Annotated in this window: 17 protein-coding genes; 6 read left to right on the forward strand and 11 right to left on the reverse strand. The window is 57.6% G+C overall.

Going from position 1 to position 17,260, the window contains the following annotated elements; translation table 11 throughout:
- Nucleotide 1 precedes the first annotated feature (1 nt).
- Nucleotides 2-1,441 carry a nodulation protein NodH gene (locus ACR0FB_RS10785; RefSeq protein ID WP_480491682.1) on the forward strand — a complete coding sequence of 480 codons (1,440 nt, stop codon included), beginning with the start codon at nucleotides 2-4 and terminating at the stop codon, nucleotides 1,439-1,441.
- Here the strand turns inward: ACR0FB_RS10785 and ACR0FB_RS10790 are convergent.
- From ACR0FB_RS10790 to hslO, 8 genes are all read right to left on the reverse strand, one after another.
- Nucleotides 1,438-1,956 (reverse strand): L,D-transpeptidase family protein, encoded by a 519-nt coding sequence (locus ACR0FB_RS10790; protein ID WP_171230125.1) that lies wholly within the window; start codon nucleotides 1,954-1,956, stop codon nucleotides 1,438-1,440. The two genes, ACR0FB_RS10785 and ACR0FB_RS10790, sit on opposite strands and share 4 nt — an antisense overlap.
- Before the next feature lie 59 nt (nucleotides 1,957-2,015).
- Nucleotides 2,016-2,801 (reverse strand): ion transporter, encoded by a 786-nt coding sequence (locus tag ACR0FB_RS10795; protein WP_480491680.1) that lies wholly within the window; start codon nucleotides 2,799-2,801, stop codon nucleotides 2,016-2,018.
- 21 nt (nucleotides 2,802-2,822) lie between these two features.
- Nucleotides 2,823-4,052 carry a class I SAM-dependent RNA methyltransferase gene (locus ACR0FB_RS10800; RefSeq protein WP_480620614.1) on the reverse strand — a complete coding sequence of 410 codons (1,230 nt, stop codon included), beginning with the start codon at nucleotides 4,050-4,052 and terminating at the stop codon, nucleotides 2,823-2,825.
- Between the two features lie 39 nt (nucleotides 4,053-4,091).
- Nucleotides 4,092-5,924, reverse strand: coding sequence for an ABC transporter ATP-binding protein (locus tag ACR0FB_RS10805; protein WP_210093141.1), 1,833 nt, complete (start codon nucleotides 5,922-5,924; stop codon nucleotides 4,092-4,094).
- Entirely contained in the window at nucleotides 5,921-7,759 is a 1,839-nt protein-coding gene (locus ACR0FB_RS10810) for an ABC transporter ATP-binding protein (RefSeq protein ID WP_171724017.1), read from the reverse strand. The genes ACR0FB_RS10805 and ACR0FB_RS10810 overlap by 4 nt, the downstream gene beginning before the upstream one ends.
- Before the next feature lie 191 nt (nucleotides 7,760-7,950).
- Nucleotides 7,951-9,105 (reverse strand): CCA tRNA nucleotidyltransferase, encoded by a 1,155-nt coding sequence (locus tag ACR0FB_RS10815; RefSeq protein ID WP_480620616.1) that lies wholly within the window; start codon nucleotides 9,103-9,105, stop codon nucleotides 7,951-7,953.
- A complete protein-coding gene (locus ACR0FB_RS10820; RefSeq protein ID WP_209834366.1) occupies nucleotides 9,102-9,716 on the reverse strand; it encodes a CoA pyrophosphatase in 615 nt (204 codons plus the stop codon). Before ACR0FB_RS10820 ends, ACR0FB_RS10815 begins: the two co-directional genes overlap by 4 nt.
- Nucleotides 9,691-10,677 (reverse strand): Hsp33 family molecular chaperone HslO, encoded by a 987-nt coding sequence (gene hslO / locus ACR0FB_RS10825; RefSeq protein WP_209834369.1) that lies wholly within the window; start codon nucleotides 10,675-10,677, stop codon nucleotides 9,691-9,693. Before hslO ends, ACR0FB_RS10820 begins: the two co-directional genes overlap by 26 nt.
- 76 nt (nucleotides 10,678-10,753) lie before the next feature.
- On the opposite strand from hslO, the gene ACR0FB_RS10830 reads away from it, so the two are divergent.
- On the forward strand, nucleotides 10,754-11,197 hold the full coding sequence (locus ACR0FB_RS10830; protein ID WP_171635384.1) for an NUDIX hydrolase: 444 nt from the start codon (nucleotides 10,754-10,756) through the stop codon (nucleotides 11,195-11,197).
- Here ACR0FB_RS10830 and ACR0FB_RS10835 read toward each other — a convergent pair.
- On the reverse strand, nucleotides 11,194-12,468 hold the full coding sequence (locus ACR0FB_RS10835; protein ID WP_171635382.1) for a PP2C family protein-serine/threonine phosphatase: 1,275 nt from the start codon (nucleotides 12,466-12,468) through the stop codon (nucleotides 11,194-11,196). The genes ACR0FB_RS10830 and ACR0FB_RS10835 overlap by 4 nt on opposite strands.
- A 163-nt stretch (nucleotides 12,469-12,631) precedes the next feature.
- Between ACR0FB_RS10835 and ACR0FB_RS10840 the strand changes: the two genes are divergently transcribed.
- Nucleotides 12,632-12,961: an Hpt domain-containing protein gene (locus ACR0FB_RS10840; RefSeq protein ID WP_170345824.1), complete on the forward strand. Its 330-nt coding sequence runs from the start codon at nucleotides 12,632-12,634 to the stop codon at nucleotides 12,959-12,961.
- Here the strand turns inward: ACR0FB_RS10840 and ilvA are convergent.
- Nucleotides 12,958-14,184 (reverse strand): threonine ammonia-lyase IlvA, encoded by a 1,227-nt coding sequence (ilvA, locus tag ACR0FB_RS10845; protein ID WP_480620618.1) that lies wholly within the window; start codon nucleotides 14,182-14,184, stop codon nucleotides 12,958-12,960. The two genes, ACR0FB_RS10840 and ilvA, sit on opposite strands and share 4 nt — an antisense overlap.
- Before the next feature lie 58 nt (nucleotides 14,185-14,242).
- On the reverse strand, nucleotides 14,243-14,902 hold the full coding sequence (locus tag ACR0FB_RS10850) for a hypothetical protein (RefSeq protein WP_480620619.1): 660 nt from the start codon (nucleotides 14,900-14,902) through the stop codon (nucleotides 14,243-14,245).
- 249 nt (nucleotides 14,903-15,151) lie between these two features.
- On the opposite strand from ACR0FB_RS10850, the gene ACR0FB_RS10855 reads away from it, so the two are divergent.
- The 3 genes from ACR0FB_RS10855 (at nucleotide 15,152) to ACR0FB_RS10865 (ending at nucleotide 17,176) form a co-directional block, all read left to right on the forward strand.
- Nucleotides 15,152-16,378 (forward strand): argininosuccinate synthase, encoded by a 1,227-nt coding sequence (locus tag ACR0FB_RS10855; protein ID WP_152459598.1) that lies wholly within the window; start codon nucleotides 15,152-15,154, stop codon nucleotides 16,376-16,378.
- Nucleotides 16,379-16,410: 32 nt separating this feature from the next.
- Nucleotides 16,411-16,815 (forward strand): DUF1810 domain-containing protein, encoded by a 405-nt coding sequence (locus tag ACR0FB_RS10860; RefSeq protein ID WP_210093252.1) that lies wholly within the window; start codon nucleotides 16,411-16,413, stop codon nucleotides 16,813-16,815.
- A gap of 79 nt (nucleotides 16,816-16,894) precedes the next feature.
- Nucleotides 16,895-17,176, forward strand: a complete 282-nt coding sequence (locus tag ACR0FB_RS10865) for an SCP2 sterol-binding domain-containing protein (protein ID WP_210093134.1) — start codon at nucleotides 16,895-16,897, stop codon at nucleotides 17,174-17,176.
- The last annotated feature ends 84 nt before the right edge of the window (nucleotides 17,177-17,260 follow it).

The raw sequence follows: 17,260 nt of genomic DNA on the forward strand, positions 1-17,260 counted from the left end.
CATGTCAGCCCATTTTGATTACTTCGTGATTCTGGCCGCCATGCGCACAGGTTCGAACCTGCTTGAGGCCAACCTGAACGCGCTGGAAGGGGTCACCTGTCACGGAGAGGCGTTCAATCCGCATTTTGCGGGCAGCCTGAAATCCGATCGTCTGCTTGGCCTGTCGCTGGAAGACCGGGATGCGGACCCCGTACGAATGCTCAAGGCGATCAAATCAGCACCGGGTGACATCAATGGCTTTCGATATTTCGAAGACCATGACCCACGTATCCTGAAACCCATGCTGAACGATCCGCGCTGCGCCAAGATCATTCTGACCCGCAACCCATTGGACAGCTACCTGTCGCTGAAAATAGCACAGAAAACGCAGCAGTGGCTGCTGAAGAATGTGAAACGCCGCGTCGACGCGCAGGTTGACTTCGACGCCGACGAATTTTCGGATTACCTGAACCAGCTGCAAGACCATCAGCTTATGGTGCAACGGCACCTGCAAAAGACAGGCCAAACCGGGTTCTTCATTCACTATGACGACCTGACCGAGCTGGAGGTCATAAACGGGCTGGCTGCATGGCTGGGGGTTGAGGGGCGGCTGACCCGACTGGATGATACCCTGAAACCGCAAAACCCGGCGCCGGCTTTGTCGAAGGTCACCAATCCTGATGAACTGAAACAAGCCCTGTGCGATCAGGATCGGTTCGGATTGCATCGGTCAACAAGCTTTGAGCCGCAGCGCGGCGCGTCGGTACCGCTTTATGTTGCCGCTGCAAGGTCTCCTTTGATGTATTTGCCCATTCGGGGCGGGATAGAGCCTGTTATCGTGCAATGGCTGGCTGATCTGGATGGATGTCAGACCGACAAGCTGATCACGGATCGAAATCGCAAACAGGTCCGGTCATGGAAGCAGGGCCATCCCGGTCATCGGCAATTTACCGTCCTGCGTCACCCTCTGGCCCGGGCACATACGGCGTTTTGCAGTCATATTCTGAATACGGGGCCGGGCAGCTATAAGATGGTGCGGAATTATCTTCGCAACCGGCTCAAGCTGCCGATTCCGGGGCAAGTGAGGGACAACAATTATTCTGTCGAACAGCACCGCGAAGCGTTTTCGGGCTTTCTGAACTTTCTGCGCCTCAACCTCAACGGGCAGACACCGGTCCGTGTGGACGGCACGTGGTGCAGCCAGTCCAGGACGTTGGAAGGGATCGCATCCTTCACTCTGCCGGATCTGATTCTGAGAGAGGAGGATCTGATGACCGATCTGCCGAATCTGGCGCGCAGCATGGGGCATTCAAACCCGCCTCAGCCTGGCTCCTGCGCACCGGATGAACCCTACGCTTTGCAGCTGATCTACGACAAAAACCTCGAAGCGCTGGCGGTTGACGCCTATCAGCGCGACTATGAGGCATTCGGGTTCAGTGACTGGGCGCCAAAAACGGCCTAAGGGCGCAGGGTTATCAGCGTACCTTTGTTAACCATCGCGTAAATCTCTTCGATTTCGTCATTCTTGACCGCGATGCATCCAGCTGTCCAATCCCGCTTCTTTTTTGCGCGTCTCCGCTCAGAACGCAGATTGGGTTCACCGTGGATGAAGATATCCCCACCCGGATCAACGCCCGCAGCCTTGGCTTTGGCGACATCCTGCGAGTTGGGATAAGAAATGCCCAGCGATAGGTGATACCGGCTTCTGGGGTTGCGACGGTCGATCAGATAGGTGCCCTCGGGCGTTCTACCGTCACCGCGCTGGTTCTTCGTTCCATTCGGGGCAAACCCCAAATCGACGTCATATTCCTTAAGGATCTTTTCGTTGTGCAACAAGTAAAGTTTGCGCGTGCCCTTGTTGACCACCAAAGAGGTCACCTCGGGTCCGTTGTAAGTCAGAAATCTTGGGCCGCTAGAGGCACAAGCCGAAAGGCTCAGCGTTGCCAACGCGCCTAAACCGAATACTCGACGATCCATGTTTCACTGCCTGCTCTGCTTTTTTTCGATCATTATGCCAAAAATTGGAAAAACTGAAATCACATTTTGATGTTCGACTGCTCGGCCAGTCTACGTTCAATGCTTTCCAGCCGTTCCAGAACCTCGTCGCGATAGGCATCGGTTTTAACCTCATCCTCGGCATGATGGGCATCCTGCATCGAATTGACGATCAGACCCACCAACAGGTTCACCACCGCAAAGGTCGTGACCATGATGAAGGGAACAAAGAAGACCCAGGCATAGGGATAGACCTCCATCACCGGGCGCACGATGCCCATCGACCAGCTTTCCAACGTCATGATCTGGAACAGCGTATAAGCAGACAGGCCCAGATCGCCGAACCAATCCGGGAACGTTTCCGAAAACAGCTTGGTCGAGATTACCGAACCGATATAAAACAGAATTGCCATCAGCAGAAACACGCTGGCCATGCCCGGAAGGGCCGAGATGAACCCTTCGACCACGCGACGCAGACGAGGCGCCACGGAAATCACGCGCAACACCCGCAGAATTCGCAGGGCGCGCAGCACCGACAGCCCCCCGGCGCTGGGAACCAGGGCAATTCCAACGATCAGGAAATCGAATATGTTCCAGCCATTTGTGAAGAACCTGCGCCCGGTGGCAATCAGCTTCATGGAAATTTCAGCCACAAAGATCGCCAGGCAAAGCCTGTCCAGCGCCACGATCAAAGGACCTGCCAGTTCCATCAGGGTCGGCGATGTCTCCATCCCCAAAAGAATGGCATTGAAAATGATCACGGCCGTTATGAACCGCCCGAAAACGGGCGCTTCGATAATATTCAGCAAACGCTGTTTGGACCCCATGTGTCAGCTTCCCCAGTAAGATCAAGATGCGGCGTTCAGAACAAACCGCGCAGCGAGTTCCGTATGTGACGACCACCGAAATTGGTCAACGACCTGTACCCATTCAAGGGTGTAACCCGCGTTAACCAGCGTTTTTGCATCGCGCGCAAAGGTGACGGGATTGCACGAGACATAAGCGATCACCGGGCGTTGCGCCTGTGCTATCTCGTTTACCTGCGCTTCGGCACCGGCGCGAGGCGGGTCCAGAACAATGGCGTCGAAAGATTTCAGCTCGTCCGGCATCAGCGGGCGGCGAAACAGGTCGCGGGCCTCAGTCGTGACGCGTTTCAGCCCCTGTGCCCTGCGCCAGCCCTGATCCAACGCCTCGATCATAGCGGCCTCGCCTTCAACCGCGTGAACTTCGGCGCTTTCCGCCAACGGCAAAGAGAACGTTCCGCTGCCTGCAAACAGGTCAGCGATACGTTTCGCACCCCGTGTAGCCTCGGAAACTGCCTTTGACAGAGCCTTTTCTCCGTCCTTTGTTGCTTGCAAGAAAGCTCCGGGGGGTGGCGTGACTCCGGCTGCTCCAAAGCGCTGAACCGGCGCATGCCGCATGGCAATAACCTCATCATCCCAACTGAGCCGGGCCAGCCCATGTTTCTCGGTCGCCTGCGCCAACGCCAGTTCCAAGGGGCCGTCCAGCGGCTTGCCACCTGTTACGGCCACATCCAGACCAGCTTCGGACAGTGTGAGCGTGACAGCCAGAACGCCCTTGCGGCTTGCGCCCAGGGTGGCCAGCGCCTCGGCCACGGGAATGGCCACGATCAAGGCCGGGTCAAGCAAGCGGCAATCGGGTATCTCGGTGATCGTGCCGGATGCACGACCGTGAAACCCCGACAATGTGCCCTTTTTCGTGCGCCTTACGGCAATCGTAGCCCGCCGACGTGACCGTTCGGGCGATGTGTGTATCGGGCGCAGGAGTGCTTCGAGATCCTGCGCCGTCAGCGCCTTGCGGACGACTTGCAGTTTCCAGTCGGCCACAAATGCATCGGATGCGTGCTGCAACTGGCAGCCACCACACGCTTTGTAGTGGCGGCAAGGGGCTTTGACACGGTGTTCGGACGGTGTCTCGACCCGGATATCGGTCAATTGCTGGCCAACAAGGGTGCCGCTGACGATCTCGCCGGGAAGGGTACGAGGGGCGTAAACAGGGCCATCGGCAATACCGTCGCCCTGATGTCCAAGCCGTGTGATTATGAATTGCTGCGTCATAAGAGGCCTGATAGCCGGGCTTTCGCAGCAAAAAAACCCTTATTCCGCAGCTTCTGCCTGAATGAACCCGCCCGACTGGCGGTGCCAGAACCGCGCATACAGCCCACCCAGGTCCAGCAGCGCCTCATGCGTTCCGGTTTCGGCGATCCTGCCCTCGTCCAAAACAACAATCCGGTCCATTTCGCTGAGTGTCGACAGCCGGTGCGCAATGGCCAGCACCGTTTTACCCTGCATCACCCGATGCAGCGCGGTCTGAATCGAAGCTTCAACCTCGGAATCCAGCGCCGATGTCGCCTCGTCGAGAACCAGAATTGGAGCATCTTTCAGAATGGCGCGCGCCAGAGCGATCCGTTGTCGCTGCCCGCCGCTGAGTTTCACGCCCCGTTCACCCAGATGAGCATCATAGCCTTTTCGACCATGAGCATCTTCAAGACTCAGGATGAAATCATGCGCTTCGGCCTTTTTTGCGGCCTCAATCATCTCGGCCTCTGAGGCGTCCGGCCGGCCATACAGAATGTTCTCACGAGCAGACCGGTTGAACATCGCCGTTTCCTGCGTGACCATACCTATCTGTCGGCGCAGGCTGTCCTGCGTCACCTGTGACACGTCCTGGCCGTCGATACGAATGGCGCCACTTTCCCAGTCATAGAGCCTGAGCAACAGTGAGACGAGCGTGGATTTCCCCGCCCCGGATGCACCGACGATGCCCAGCTTTTCGCTCGGGTTGACGGTCAGGCTCAAGTCCGTGACGCCACCGATATCGCGCCCGTAAGCAAAGCTGACGCCTTCGAAAGAAATCGACCCTTCGGTCACGTCTAGGTCCTTCGCCCCGCACATATCTTCGACCCGGTCACGCTTGGCCAGCGTTTTCATCCCGTTTTCGATTTCACCGACATTGGCATACAGCCCCATCAAGGTGAAACTGACCCAACCGGTCATCTGAGCAATACGGATCGAAACCGCCCCGGCAGCCACGATATCCCCGGCGGTCGCCATACCGCCCTGCCACAGCCACAAAGTCGCGCCCAGCAGCAAGACAGGCAGGACACCGGCCAGTGTCATGAGGATGAACCGGAAACTCGCCGACAGCTTGCCGAAATCCAGCGATTTTTCACGCAGATCCACCATCGATTCACGCGCCGCCTGATCTTCGAATTCCGAGTGGGCGAACAGCTTCACGGTTTTGATGTTGGTGATCGTATCGACCACCTGCCCGGACACCATCGCCCGCGCCCCGGCCCGCGCGGCGGAACGTTTGCGGATGCGCGGCAGATACCAGCGCACCAGCATGAAATACACAGCCAGCCATGCCGCGAAGGGCAGCATCACCAAAGGATGAATAGACCCTAACAAAAGCAAAGACCCCACCAGAGACGCCAGGGCAAACACAATCGCGCTGATCGTTTCCGACACGACCGAAGCCATGGCGTTCGATGTCTGCATCTGCTTTTGCGCGATCCGACCGGCAAAATCATCGTCGAAATAGGTCACCGACTGACCCAAGGTCCAACGGTTCAACTTGGCCAGAACCAAAGGTGTGATGTTTGGCATGACAATATAATTGTTCGACAAGGATGACAGGCCAAACAGGATCGGGCGAAGCAACATGAAGAAGGCGACCGCACCGAGGATCATCCACATATTAGCAGCGGTCAGAAAATTCTCGGGTCCGCTGGCGGTCGCCACATCAATCACGCGGCCCAGTATCCATGCCGTGACCGCCTCCATCGCGCCTGCAATGGCCGAGAAGAACGCCGCAACAAACAGCATCGGCCACGCCCCGGAAAGGCTCCAGCGGATGAACGCCCCCAACGTCTGCGGTGGGGGCGTTTCGGTGTTCCTGAACGGATAGATGAGGTCGGCAATCCTCATTCAGCGGCCTCCGGGTTCATGAAGCCACCAGATTGCCGCGCCCAGAATTGGGCGTAAAGGCCACCTTGCGCCAGAAGATCAGAATGCGTGCCTTCCTCGACGATACGGCCTGCATCCATCACCAGAATGCGATCCATCTGCGCGATGGTACTAAGCCTGTGGGCAATGGCGATCACGGTTTTTCCTTGCATCATGCCGTAGAGAGTTTCCTGAATTGACGCTTCGACCTCGGAATCTAGGGCGGATGTCGCCTCATCCAACAACAAGATCGGTGCATCCTTCAGGATCACCCGCGCCAGCGTCACACGCTGCCGCTGGCCACCTGACAGCTTCACCCCCCGTTCACCGACATGCGCGTCGTACCCGGTGCGACCCTGCGGATCCTGCAAATCGAGGATGAACTCATGTGCTTCGGCCTGTTTGGCGGCGGCGATCATCTGTGCCTCGGACGCATCCGGACGGCCATAGAGGATGTTGTCGCGCACCGACCGGTGCAGCAACGCGCTATCTTGCTGAACCATGCCGATATGGCTCCGCAGACTGTCCTGCGTGACATCCGCAATGTTTTGATCGTCTATCAGAATTGCGCCACGCTCAACGTCGTAAAACCGCAAAAGCAGCTTTACTAGGGTCGATTTTCCCGCGCCAGACCGCCCGATCAAACCAATCTTTTCGCCGGGCCGGACGGTCAGGTCGATATGGTCCAAACCGCCGGCCTCGCGACCATAGTGATGCGAGAGATCGCGGATCTGGATCTCACCCTTGCTGAGTTGCAGTGGCTTCGCAGTCGGTGCATCAAGCAAATCGATGGGCTGGGCAATGGTCTCCATCCCCTCGGACACGATACCAAGTTGGCGGAAAAAGCTGGTCAGGGCCCACATGATCCATCCGGTCATGGCATTCAGGCGCAGAGTCAAGGCCGTAGCCGCCGCAACAACGCCGACCGAAGCGCTGCCTTGCATCCACAAGGCAATCGCCCAGCCCACAACACCCACGATCAGCATACCGTTCAAAGTGACCAGAACGGCATCCATAATAGTGAAAATCCGCATTTCAATCTGAAATGTCCGACGGGTTTCCTCGATCGCCTCGCGGGCATAGTCCAGCTCTTGCGGGCCATGGGCAAACATTTTGACCGAATGGATGTTGGTATAGCTGTCCACCACCCGCCCCGTGACCGTCGAACGCGCATCCGAGGCCGCTTTTGACGCCGGACCAACACGCTGAACGGTCCAGCGCACCAGCATGGCGTAGAATCCGAACCAGATCAGCAGCGGGATCAACAAACGCGGATCCGCCGCATACAGCAGGATCGCCGCACCGATCAAATAGGCCAGCGAAAAGGAAATCGCGTCAAAAACCTGAAAGACCACTTCACCCGCCGCCGGAGGTGTCTGCATGATCCGGTTTGCAATCCGCCCGGCAAAGTCGTTTTCGAACCAGCCAACCGACTGACGCAACACGTGTTTGTGCGCACGCCAACGGATCAGCGTACCGAAGTTCGGCAAAATCGTATTGTTCAGCAGAAGTACGTCGACCAAATGCAGAAGCGGACGCAACAGCAACACAAAGGCTGCCATCAGCAGCAATTCCGTTCCGTGATTTTGCCAGACCTCTGCCGGCGTGCCGCCCAACAGATCCACGACGCGACCCATGTAGTAGATCAGCCCGATTTCAACACCCGCGACGATTATGGAAACCAGCGCCGCCCAGAAAAATACCCGAATAAAGGGCCGCGAATAATCCAGCATGAAGGGCCACAACCGCGTCGGCGGAGTGTCAGCCTCACGGTAGGCAACAAAAGGGTCAACAAGGTTTTCGAAATAGCGAAACATGGATAGTGCTCCGATTGAGCAGGAAAATAGACGTGCGAAGAAAGATGGCGCCTGAACACCACCCTTTACGGGGCAGGTGTCCCGGCTTTAGCCGAACCAGATCCCGTAATACATTCGCATTCCTCCATCCATGTGACAGGCGCACCTAAGCACAAAGGATCCGAGATGTCATCCCCTTTTGAGACTTCGCGCTAATGTGCCAGCAACTCTTCGCGTGACAGCGCAAAACCGGATGCGATCCAGCGTTTTTCCAGCTCGGCCAGCTTCTTGCCCAGCGCCGGGCCGGTGAAGTTGGGGATCAGATCCCTGGCCTGGACAGGGAAACGCGCTGCTGCGCCTGCATGCAGATCGCGCCGCAAATCTTCGGACCAGGGTTGTTCCAGAAAGGCGCAGCGCAAAAGCGTCTCGTGCAATCCCCCTTCATCGCCATAGCGGTATCCCAGTTCAGCAAAACTGGTTGTGGACTGTGCTTCTTCACGCATCCTGATCAGGCGTTGCAACTGCGAACGGCTCAACCGCAATGTCGCGGCATCATCGGGCGAGGCAATGGCTGCCAGACGACGCACCGGATCGGGATCGGCACCAGCCGCCTGTTCCAGCGCGATCAAAGGGGCCAAAGACCGATCGTCCGCCCCCGGCAGCACACGGGCCAAAACACCGGTACTGCGCATGGTCGCAACGGCAGTGGCCGGATCAGGTGACGCCAGCAATTTCAGCAGCTCTGCCCCGATCCGCTCGCGCGACAATGACTCCAGCCCGTCAAGATTGGCGCCGATGGCGGCCAGGGCATCGGGGTCGAAACCGCCATCCGGATCCCCGTACCAGGCGTGAAAACGGAAGTAGCGAAGCGAGCGGAGATAGTCTTCTCGAATGCGGTTCTCGGCGGTTCCGATGAACCGCACCAACCGGGCCTCGAGGTCGGGAAGACCACCCAGAGGGTCCAGCACGGTGCCATCAGGTTGGGCGTAGAGCGCGTTCATGGTGAAATCCCGTCGCGCCGCGTCTTCTTCGACATGATCGGAAAAAGCCACGACCGCGCGGCGGCCATCGGTTTCCACGTCACGGCGGAAGGTGGTGACCTCGTGCGGGATGCCCGCGCTGATCACTGTGATCGTACCATGCTCGATGCCGGTCGGAATGGCCCTGAGCCCGGCAGCCTGCGCCAGTTCGACGATCTGCCCGGGCTTTGCATCGGTGGCAATGTCGATATCCGACACTGGTGCGCCAAGCAGCGCGTTGCGCACGCATCCACCCACGAAAAGCGCCTGAGCCCCGGATGAGGTCAGCGCCGAACAGACCTTTTGGGTCGCTGGTTCACTGATCCAGGCTTCGTCAATCAGCATCATTCATTCACCCGTGCAGCAAGCCCGCGCAATATTCGGGCGGTCGCGCCCCAGATGTAATAGGGGCCGTACGGAACTGCGTAGTATCTGCGTCTTTGGCCGCGCCATCGGCGCGACTCGACCAGATAATTCTCAGGATTCAAAAGATGGGCAAGGGGGGTCGAGAAAACTTCGTCCACTTCTCCGGGTTCAGGCACGGGTTGGAACCTGTCCCGCAAAACTGCGACAACCGGTGTCACAGTGAACGAGGTCACGGTCTCATGCGTCGACAGAAATCCCAGGATCTCGGGCATTTCCGGGGGCAGGCCGATCTCTTCCTCAGCTTCCCGCAGCGCCGCAGCCGTAACATCAGCATCGGTTTCGTCCTGTTTGCCACCGGGAAAGGCGATCTGGCCCGGGTGATGCTTCAACGCGGATGAGCGTTTGGTCAGGATGACCTGCGGTGTGTCATCAGCCAGCGAAATGGCCACCAGAACACCGGCGGGTCGCAACCGTCGTCCGGGCGGCAGAACGGTATCCGGGTTCAGGTCAAAGTCGCTGGACCCGTGACCGGGGCGGCGCAGGGCCGCCCGGATCTTTTCAACCAGGTCATGCACCTTTGGGGTCTTCGGCATCGAACCCGACAGTTGCCGGGTCCAACACATAATGAGCCCCGCAGAACTGACAATCCGCGGTGACTTCGCCCTCGGGCGTGGTCATCTTTTCGATATCCTTGGCCGAATAGATCGACAGGCTCTGTCGCACACGATCCTCGGAACAGGTACAGCCAAATTGCACGGACTGCGCATCATAGACACGCGGCTGTTCCTCGTGAAACAGGCGAACCAGAAGGTCGGTCGGCGCAACAGAGGGGCCGATCATCTCCAATTCCTCGACGGTATCCAGCAGGATATTGACGCGACCCCAGTTTTCACCTTCTTCGCCGTCGACCAGTTCGGCAGCGGTCAGAATGTCACCGGTTCCTTCGCCCGACGCGGCAAAGGGCGACGCTTTGGGCATGTGTTGCAGCATGATGCCGCCTGCACGCCAATGCTCGCCCACGCCCGGCTCGGTCGATTTGCCGAAGCTCAGCGAAAACCGCGTCGGCAGCTGTTCGGATTGTGCAAAATACGCCTCGGCGCACGCACTCAGTGATCCACCGGCCAGCGGGGTAATGCCCTGATACGGCTGCGTGCCCTCACCCTGATCGATCATGATGGCAAAATACCCTTCGCCCACCTGATCGAACGGTGCGGAATTGGAAAGCCGGTCCCGGTCAAAACTGGCATAAGCCCGAATCTGGGCGGGCTGGCCCTCTTTCTGCGGCGCATAATAGTCGGTTGCGATCATGCGCACCGCCCCTTTGGACTGTACCTGCAACGACAGTTTCCAGCGCAACGCAACCGTTTGGCCGATCAACGCGGTCAGCAAGGCCATCTCGGCCACAAGCGCCTCGACCTGCTCGGGATAGTCATGCTGTTTCAGGATACCTTCCAGCACGCCATCCAGACGGGCCACGCGGCCGCGCATGTCGGATGCATCAAGTTGAAAGGGCAGGACAGTATCGTCCCACGCGATTTTTGTTCCAAGAGACATGGGGTTTCCTTACACGCCACGGGTTGGCATACCGGCACCATATAGGTCGTACAGATCGGGTTGAAAGGGGCCATACATGATCAGGCGGTTCGGTGAAACCCCCGAGACGGGGCGGAAATACACCCGAAGGGTTGGCGTATATGCCCTTTTGCCACGTGGCGGCCAATTGCTGTTGACCTGTCAGACCGAACCGGGCCCGGATCTGCAATTGCCGGGTGGAGGCATCGATCCGGGCGAATCACCGATTTCGGCCTTGCATCGCGAAGTCTATGAAGAAACCGGGTGGCACGTTGCCAACCCGCGTCGCATCGGCGCTTTTCGTCGGTTCACCTATATGCCCGAATACGATCTGTGGGCCGAAAAGGTCTGCCTGATCTACCGCGCCCGTCCCGTACGCCGCAAGGGCCCGCCGAGCGAGGCATTCCACGAAGCACTGTGGATGGAAGCCGCCGATGCCATTGAATTGCTGGGCAATGACGGTGACCGGCACTTTGCGGAAATGCATCTCAGTTCGCTTTAAGGCCCGTTATATTCAAAGAAAACGGCGGATACGTCATCCCCAATGCCATCTTTGGGCGAAATCTCCTGGGTCAATCGCCAGAACATGTCGTCCAGAAACTCCGACCCGCCCTTTTCAGAAATGCACTGCTGGGCCATCTGTCGCAAACCGTCTTCCTCTAGCAAACCGCCTTCGGCAAGCTGACATTCGGTAAACCCGTCTGAATACACCAACAGTTTGTCGCCGGGTTTCATGTGAATCTCGATTTGCTGAAAACTCGCATCTTCGATCAGCCCGATCGGCAACCCGCCATCACCCAGAAATTCAGTGCTGCCATCCTGCCGCAGCAGAAGCGGATGCGGATGCCCGGCCTGCACCATCTTGAGATGCCCGTTTCGAAGATCCACAATGGCGTAGACCATCGTAAAATATTCCTCGATCCCCTCATCCGCCATCAATCGGGAATTGAGCATGCTTGCGACGTCTTCCGGAGGCAGCAGTGCATAGAATTTGTTGAACCTCTTTTCCATTGCGACATTTTGATCGAAATGCTTGCTGGAAAGATAACCGCCCAGACGCGCCGTCATCATGGCCGAGGTGATGCCATGCCCGGATACATCTATGCTGTAGAACCCCAGCCGATTGACCCCGGGCGAGAACATGCCAACAAGGTCTCCTCCGATATGGCCGCAGGGTTTCAACAACAGGCTGACCCGGGATTTTCCAAAGCTCCGCGTAAATTCCGGAACCAGCGATTCCTGGATTTTTCGGGCCTGCATGAGGTCCTTGTCGATCGCGTCATGCGCCAGCCTGAGTTCTTCCAGCGCGGATTCGATCAGGCGGTTTTTCTGTGAAAGCTCGCGCTGCATGTCCAGAATGCGCGCGCCTGCGGATATGCGCGCCCGCAACTCATCCGCCTCCAGGGGTTTGATCAGAAAGTCGTCTGCCCCGGCATCCAGTCCGCGCGCAACCTCCTGCTTTTCACTTTTGGAAGTCAGAAGGATGAAATAACAATATTGATCGGTATCCAGGGCGCGAAACGCATTGCAGAACTCAAGCCCGCTCATCCCCGGCATGACCCAATCGCTGAGAACAAGATCAGGCGGATCGTCCAGACAATGCGCCAGGGCCGCATCGCCCGTATCGGCCTCGACCACCTCAAAGCCCCACTTTCTGAGCGATGCAACCAGGATGCGCCGCTGCAAACGGCTGTCATCAACAACCAGCACCTTACGGATCGCGCCGAAATCCAGATCTGATCTGGTTTCCTCAAGACTCGCCCTTGGCACCATTTACCCTCTGACCTGATGCGTTCATTCACACAGGGCGATCCTAGTGGCGACGGTTTTAACATCCGGTGAAGACCGAAGGCCGCAATCCCGCTTGGCTGTTAACCCGGTTTTTACTGGTGTTGCCTATTCCTGAAACCGCATGTTCAACAGCAGGTGACGCAGTATGATCCACTGGGGCAGAGTCCGACAATTGCGGGACGAGGTTGGCCCGGATGAGTTTGATGAGGTGGTCGACATCTTTCTGGAGGAAGTGCAGGAGGTCATCGCCCGCCTGCATCAGGATACAAGCCGGTCCGAGCTGGAACAGAACCTGCATTTCCTGAAGGGCAGCGCGCTCAGTCTTGGATTCGACCAGTTCTCGAAACTCTGTCAGGACGGCGAACGGCAGGCGGCCGCGGGTCAGGGCGAGGATGTCGATCTGCCCGCTATTCTGGCCGTATTTGACAGCTCGAAACAGAAATTCGAGGCTGAGCTGCGCCAGAATCTGGATTAAATCACGAACTGCGCCAGCGTTTCGTCTTCGGTTATATCCGTGTAGGTGAACCCTGCCTCATCCAGATGCGCGAACAGACGCATGAAGTTTTCAGGCTTGCGGGTTTCAATCCCGATCAGAACCGAACCGAAATTGCGCGCCGATTTTTTCATGTATTCAAAGCGGGCGATATCGTCCTCGGGGCCGAGAATACCCAGAAACTCCTTCAACGCGCCGGGGCGCTGCGGCAGGCGCAGGATGAAATACTTCTTCACCCCGGAATAGCGTTGGGCGCGTTCTTTGACCTCGGGCAGGCGTTCGAAATCGAAATTGCCTCCGGATGTCACGCAGACCACGGTCTTGCCCCGTACAAAGCTTTGAATATCGCCCACCGCTTCGATCGCCAGCGCGCCGGCGGGCTCCAGAACAATGCCTTCGACATTCAGCATCTCGATCATGGTGGTGCAGATTCGGTCCTCGGACAGAACCAGCACATCCGACAGATGGCGTGATTTCAACAATTCGAACGGTTTCTCGCCAATTCGGCCGACCGCAGCGCCATCGACAAAGGTATCCACATGATCCAGCGAAACAGGGTGCCCTGCAGCCAAAGCAGCGCGCAAACAGGCACCTCCGGCCGGTTCGACAAACAGACAATGGCTGCGATCCCCGAACCATGTGGCCACGCCAGAGGACATGCCACCGCCGCCAACCGGCAGAACGATATGATCCGGCACACCGCCCAATTGCTCTTCGATCTCGACCGCCAGTGAGGCCTGGCCTTCAATCACATCCGTATCGTCGAATGGCGACAGGAAATATCCGCCCTGTTGCGTGCACCAGGCTTGAGCGGCCGCCAGAGTATCATCGAAATAGTCGCCGGTCAGATGGATCTCGATATTGTCGCCGCCGAAAATGCGGGTCTTTTGAATTTTCTGCTGCGGTGTCGTTACCGGCATGAAGATCACACCCTTCACGTCCAGATGCTTGCACATGAACGCCACGCCCTGCGCGTGGTTGCCAGCACTGGCACAGACAAACAGGTCCTGCCCCTGCTGCTTGCGCATGGCATTGAACGCACCACGGATCTTGTAAGACCGCACCGGGCTGAGGTCCTCACGCTTGAGCCAGATATCGGCGCCGTAGCGGTCAGACAGATGGGCATTCCGCTGCAATGGCGTCGCCGGAAACACAGAGCGCATCGCCTGTTCGGCAGCGCGGGCGCGGGTCATGAAATCAGTCATGTCGATTTCCCTGCCCCATCATCGCGATAAGGGCAAGGAATACATATGTGTACGCCGCTCAGGACAGTTCGCGCTTTTCGATGAAGACGCCGTACATTGTGGTAAAGATACTGACGTTGATCATCGGAAGGATGAGCGTGCCGAAGAACACGGTCAGTAAAACGCCCAGCACCGGTATTATTGCCAAGGCGGCGAAAGCCAGCTGCACCAACACCTGGAACAGGAATGCAATGAGGAGCAGCAACAAGATTGCACCACTGACCCCGGATGTGTTGTTCCATGCCTCACCGAGCGATATGGGATTTCCTATCGCCGCCGCGGGCAGAATAATTGACAGGCGATAGAAGCATACGACCAGAAAAACGGAGTATGCAATCATCAGAATGATCGAAAGCCCTGCAAAACCTTCGCCTAATGCAGCAGCGACCAGACCGATGGGGATATAAGCGATCACCATCAAAATCCCCAACATCAGGAAGCGACCGAAATAGGCAAGAATCCTGTCGAAACGGAATGTCGGAAGTATTCCCGTGGGGTACTCTTCCATCAGGATGAAGCGGTGCCATGACACCGCGATCCAGAACATGGTGACGAACATTACCGCCAGCAAAACAACCACAAAAACAAAGGCTGAACCTGCGGTTACACCCGGTGGCAGATCGACTGCGTTTTCATCCAGCGCCTCAAGCGGAATACCAAGCGCCATGAACACGCCCACGATGATGATTGTCGCAATCAGGGCAGGGCCAACCGTAATCTGCAGCACCTGCTTGATGTTTCCAAATACCATCCGCACCGAATGCACAAATATTTGCCATCCCAACATTTGAAACCGCCCCTTCAACCAATGCTTGTTATTCTCTGCACCCGTTTCACCTCAATTCAGGTACTGCGTCAATCCTCACAACTTGCCCCCACGTCGAAAACCCGCTAGGGGCCAATCGTCTTACGCATAAGGGGAAGTCAGATGTCCGCGCCCAAGAAAGTTGTTCTGGCCTATTCCGGTGGCCTTGATACCTCGATCATCCTGAAATGGTTGCAGACCGAATATGGCTGTGAGGTCGTCACCTTCACCGCCGATCTGGGACAGGGCGAAGAGCTGGAGCCCGCTCGCAAAAAGGCCGAGCTGCTCGGGATCAAGCCCGAGAACATCTATATCGAGGATATCCGCGAGGAATTCGTGCGCGACTTCGTCTTCCCGATGTTCCGCGCCAATGCGCAGTACGAAGGTCTGTACCTGCTGGGCACGTCCATCGCGCGCCCCCTGATTTCGAAACGTCTGGTCGAAATCGCCGAAGCCACCGGTGCTGATGCGGTCGCCCACGGCGCGACCGGCAAGGGCAACGATCAGGTGCGGTTCGAACTGGCGGCCTATGCGCTGAACCCCGACATCAAAGTGATCGCACCCTGGCGCGAGTGGGATCTGACAAGCCGCACCAAGCTGCTGGAATTCGCCGAACAGAACCAGATCCCGATCGCCAAGGACAAGCGCGGCGAGGCCCCCTTCTCGGTCGATGCCAACCTGCTGCACACCTCGTCCGAAGGAAAGGTTCTGGAAGACCCTGCGGATATGGCGCCCGACTATGTCTATCAGCGCACCGTCCACCCCGAGGACGCGCCCGATCAGCCGGAATTCATCGAGATCGGCTTTGAAAAAGGCGACGCGGTCAGTATCAATGGCGAGGCGATGAGCCCCGCGACCATCCTGACCAAGCTGAACGAATATGGCGGCAAGCACGGCATTGGCCGACTGGACCTTGTTGAAGGTCGCTTTGTTGGCATGAAGTCGCGCGGCATCTATGAAACACCCGGCGGCACCATCCTGCTTGAGGCGCATCGCGGCATCGAATCCATCACCATGGACCGGGGCGCGATGCATCTGAAGGATCAGTTGATGCCGCAATATGCGGAACTGATCTACAACGGCTTCTGGTACTCGCCTGAACGTGAAATGCTGCAAGCCGCCATCGACAAGAGCCAGGAACACGTCACCGGCACCGTGCGGGTGAAGCTGTACAAAGGTCTGGCCTCGACCGTGGGCCGCTGGTCGGATCATTCGCTGTATTCCGAGGCGCATGTGACCTTCGAAGAAGACGCGGGTGCCTATGATCAGAAAGACGCCGCGGGCTTCATCCAACTGAACGCGCTGCGGTTGAAACTGCTGGCCGCGCGCGACAAGCGGTTGTCCAAGTGACCGAAGATGACGGTCTGAACGACGAACTGGAAATGTTCATCGAAGCGCAGGATACGGTCTGGGCCGATGTCCTGCGCGAACTGGAACGGGGGCAGAAGACCAGCCATTGGATGTGGTTCGTTTTTCCGCAACTGGCCGAGCTGGGCCAATCGCATATGGCGCAGCTTTACGGCATCGAAGATCTGGATGAAGCCAAGCGCTATCTGAACCACCCGGTACTGCGCCACCGTCTGACGCAAGCGGCCTCGTTGATGTTGCTGCATCAGGGGCGCGACGCCAGCGACATACTGGGCGGGGTTGACGCGAAAAAGCTTCGCTCTTCGATGACCTTGTTTTCCTCGGTGGCAGATGCTCCGGCCGAGTTCCAGGCCGTTCTTGACGCTTTCTACGATGGCGAGCCGTGCGCGCGAACCGTTCAGAGCCTTGGCGCATCGTGATCGGAAGTTCCAGTCGGGTCAGCCTTGCCTGTTCGATACCTGACGTTTTACGCATTCGGTAACTGCGAAAGGAACCCGGATGCTTCAGCATATCGCCGACGAAATTCAAAAAGGCCTGAACGGCAAAACCTTTGACGGCTCATTGAAATTCGATTGTGGCGAGGACGGCGTGATTGTTCTGGCCGACAGTCAGGCATCGACACGGGACCAGGAAACGGATTGCACGATCCGCATCTCGCAGGACAACCTGACCAAGCTTCTGACCGGAAAACTGAACCCGATGACAGGTGTCGCTTTGGGCAAGCTCAAAATCTCGGGCAATATGGGCGTTGCGATGAAACTGGGGCAGCTGCTGGGTTAAGCCGAAGGCAGGTTCACCGCGGAATTCCACCTCGCCGGGGCGCCCTGTCACTCCGCCAAGACGGCCTGCGCAAGCTGTTCCACT

This window comes from Ruegeria sp. P10 (assembly GCF_056534925.1).

Coding starts and splice junctions, on each gene's coding strand:
- ACR0FB_RS10830 (WP_171635384.1), top strand. CDS start 10,754: ATGATCAGGCGGTTCGGTGAAACCCCCGAGACGGGGCGGAAATACACC.
- ACR0FB_RS10805 (WP_210093141.1), bottom strand. CDS start 5,924: ATGAGGATTGCCGACCTCATCTATCCGTTCAGGAACACCGAAACGCCC.
- ACR0FB_RS10860 (WP_210093252.1), top strand. CDS start 16,411: ATGTTCATCGAAGCGCAGGATACGGTCTGGGCCGATGTCCTGCGCGAA.
- ACR0FB_RS10815 (WP_480620616.1), bottom strand. CDS start 9,105: ATGATGCTGATTGACGAAGCCTGGATCAGTGAACCAGCGACCCAAAAG.
- ACR0FB_RS10835 (WP_171635382.1), bottom strand. CDS start 12,468: ATGGTGCCAAGGGCGAGTCTTGAGGAAACCAGATCAGATCTGGATTTC.
- ACR0FB_RS10800 (WP_480620614.1), bottom strand. CDS start 4,052: ATGACGCAGCAATTCATAATCACACGGCTTGGACATCAGGGCGACGGT.
- ACR0FB_RS10785 (WP_480491682.1), top strand. CDS start 2: ATGTCAGCCCATTTTGATTACTTCGTGATTCTGGCCGCCATGCGCACA.
- ilvA (WP_480620618.1), bottom strand. CDS start 14,184: ATGACTGATTTCATGACCCGCGCCCGCGCTGCCGAACAGGCGATGCGC.
- ACR0FB_RS10810 (WP_171724017.1), bottom strand. CDS start 7,759: ATGTTTCGCTATTTCGAAAACCTTGTTGACCCTTTTGTTGCCTACCGT.
- ACR0FB_RS10855 (WP_152459598.1), top strand. CDS start 15,152: ATGTCCGCGCCCAAGAAAGTTGTTCTGGCCTATTCCGGTGGCCTTGAT.
- ACR0FB_RS10820 (WP_209834366.1), bottom strand. CDS start 9,716: ATGCCGAAGACCCCAAAGGTGCATGACCTGGTTGAAAAGATCCGGGCG.
- ACR0FB_RS10795 (WP_480491680.1), bottom strand. CDS start 2,801: ATGGGGTCCAAACAGCGTTTGCTGAATATTATCGAAGCGCCCGTTTTC.
- ACR0FB_RS10865 (WP_210093134.1), top strand. CDS start 16,895: ATGCTTCAGCATATCGCCGACGAAATTCAAAAAGGCCTGAACGGCAAA.
- hslO (WP_209834369.1), bottom strand. CDS start 10,677: ATGTCTCTTGGAACAAAAATCGCGTGGGACGATACTGTCCTGCCCTTT.
- ACR0FB_RS10790 (WP_171230125.1), bottom strand. CDS start 1,956: ATGGATCGTCGAGTATTCGGTTTAGGCGCGTTGGCAACGCTGAGCCTT.
- ACR0FB_RS10840 (WP_170345824.1), top strand. CDS start 12,632: ATGATCCACTGGGGCAGAGTCCGACAATTGCGGGACGAGGTTGGCCCG.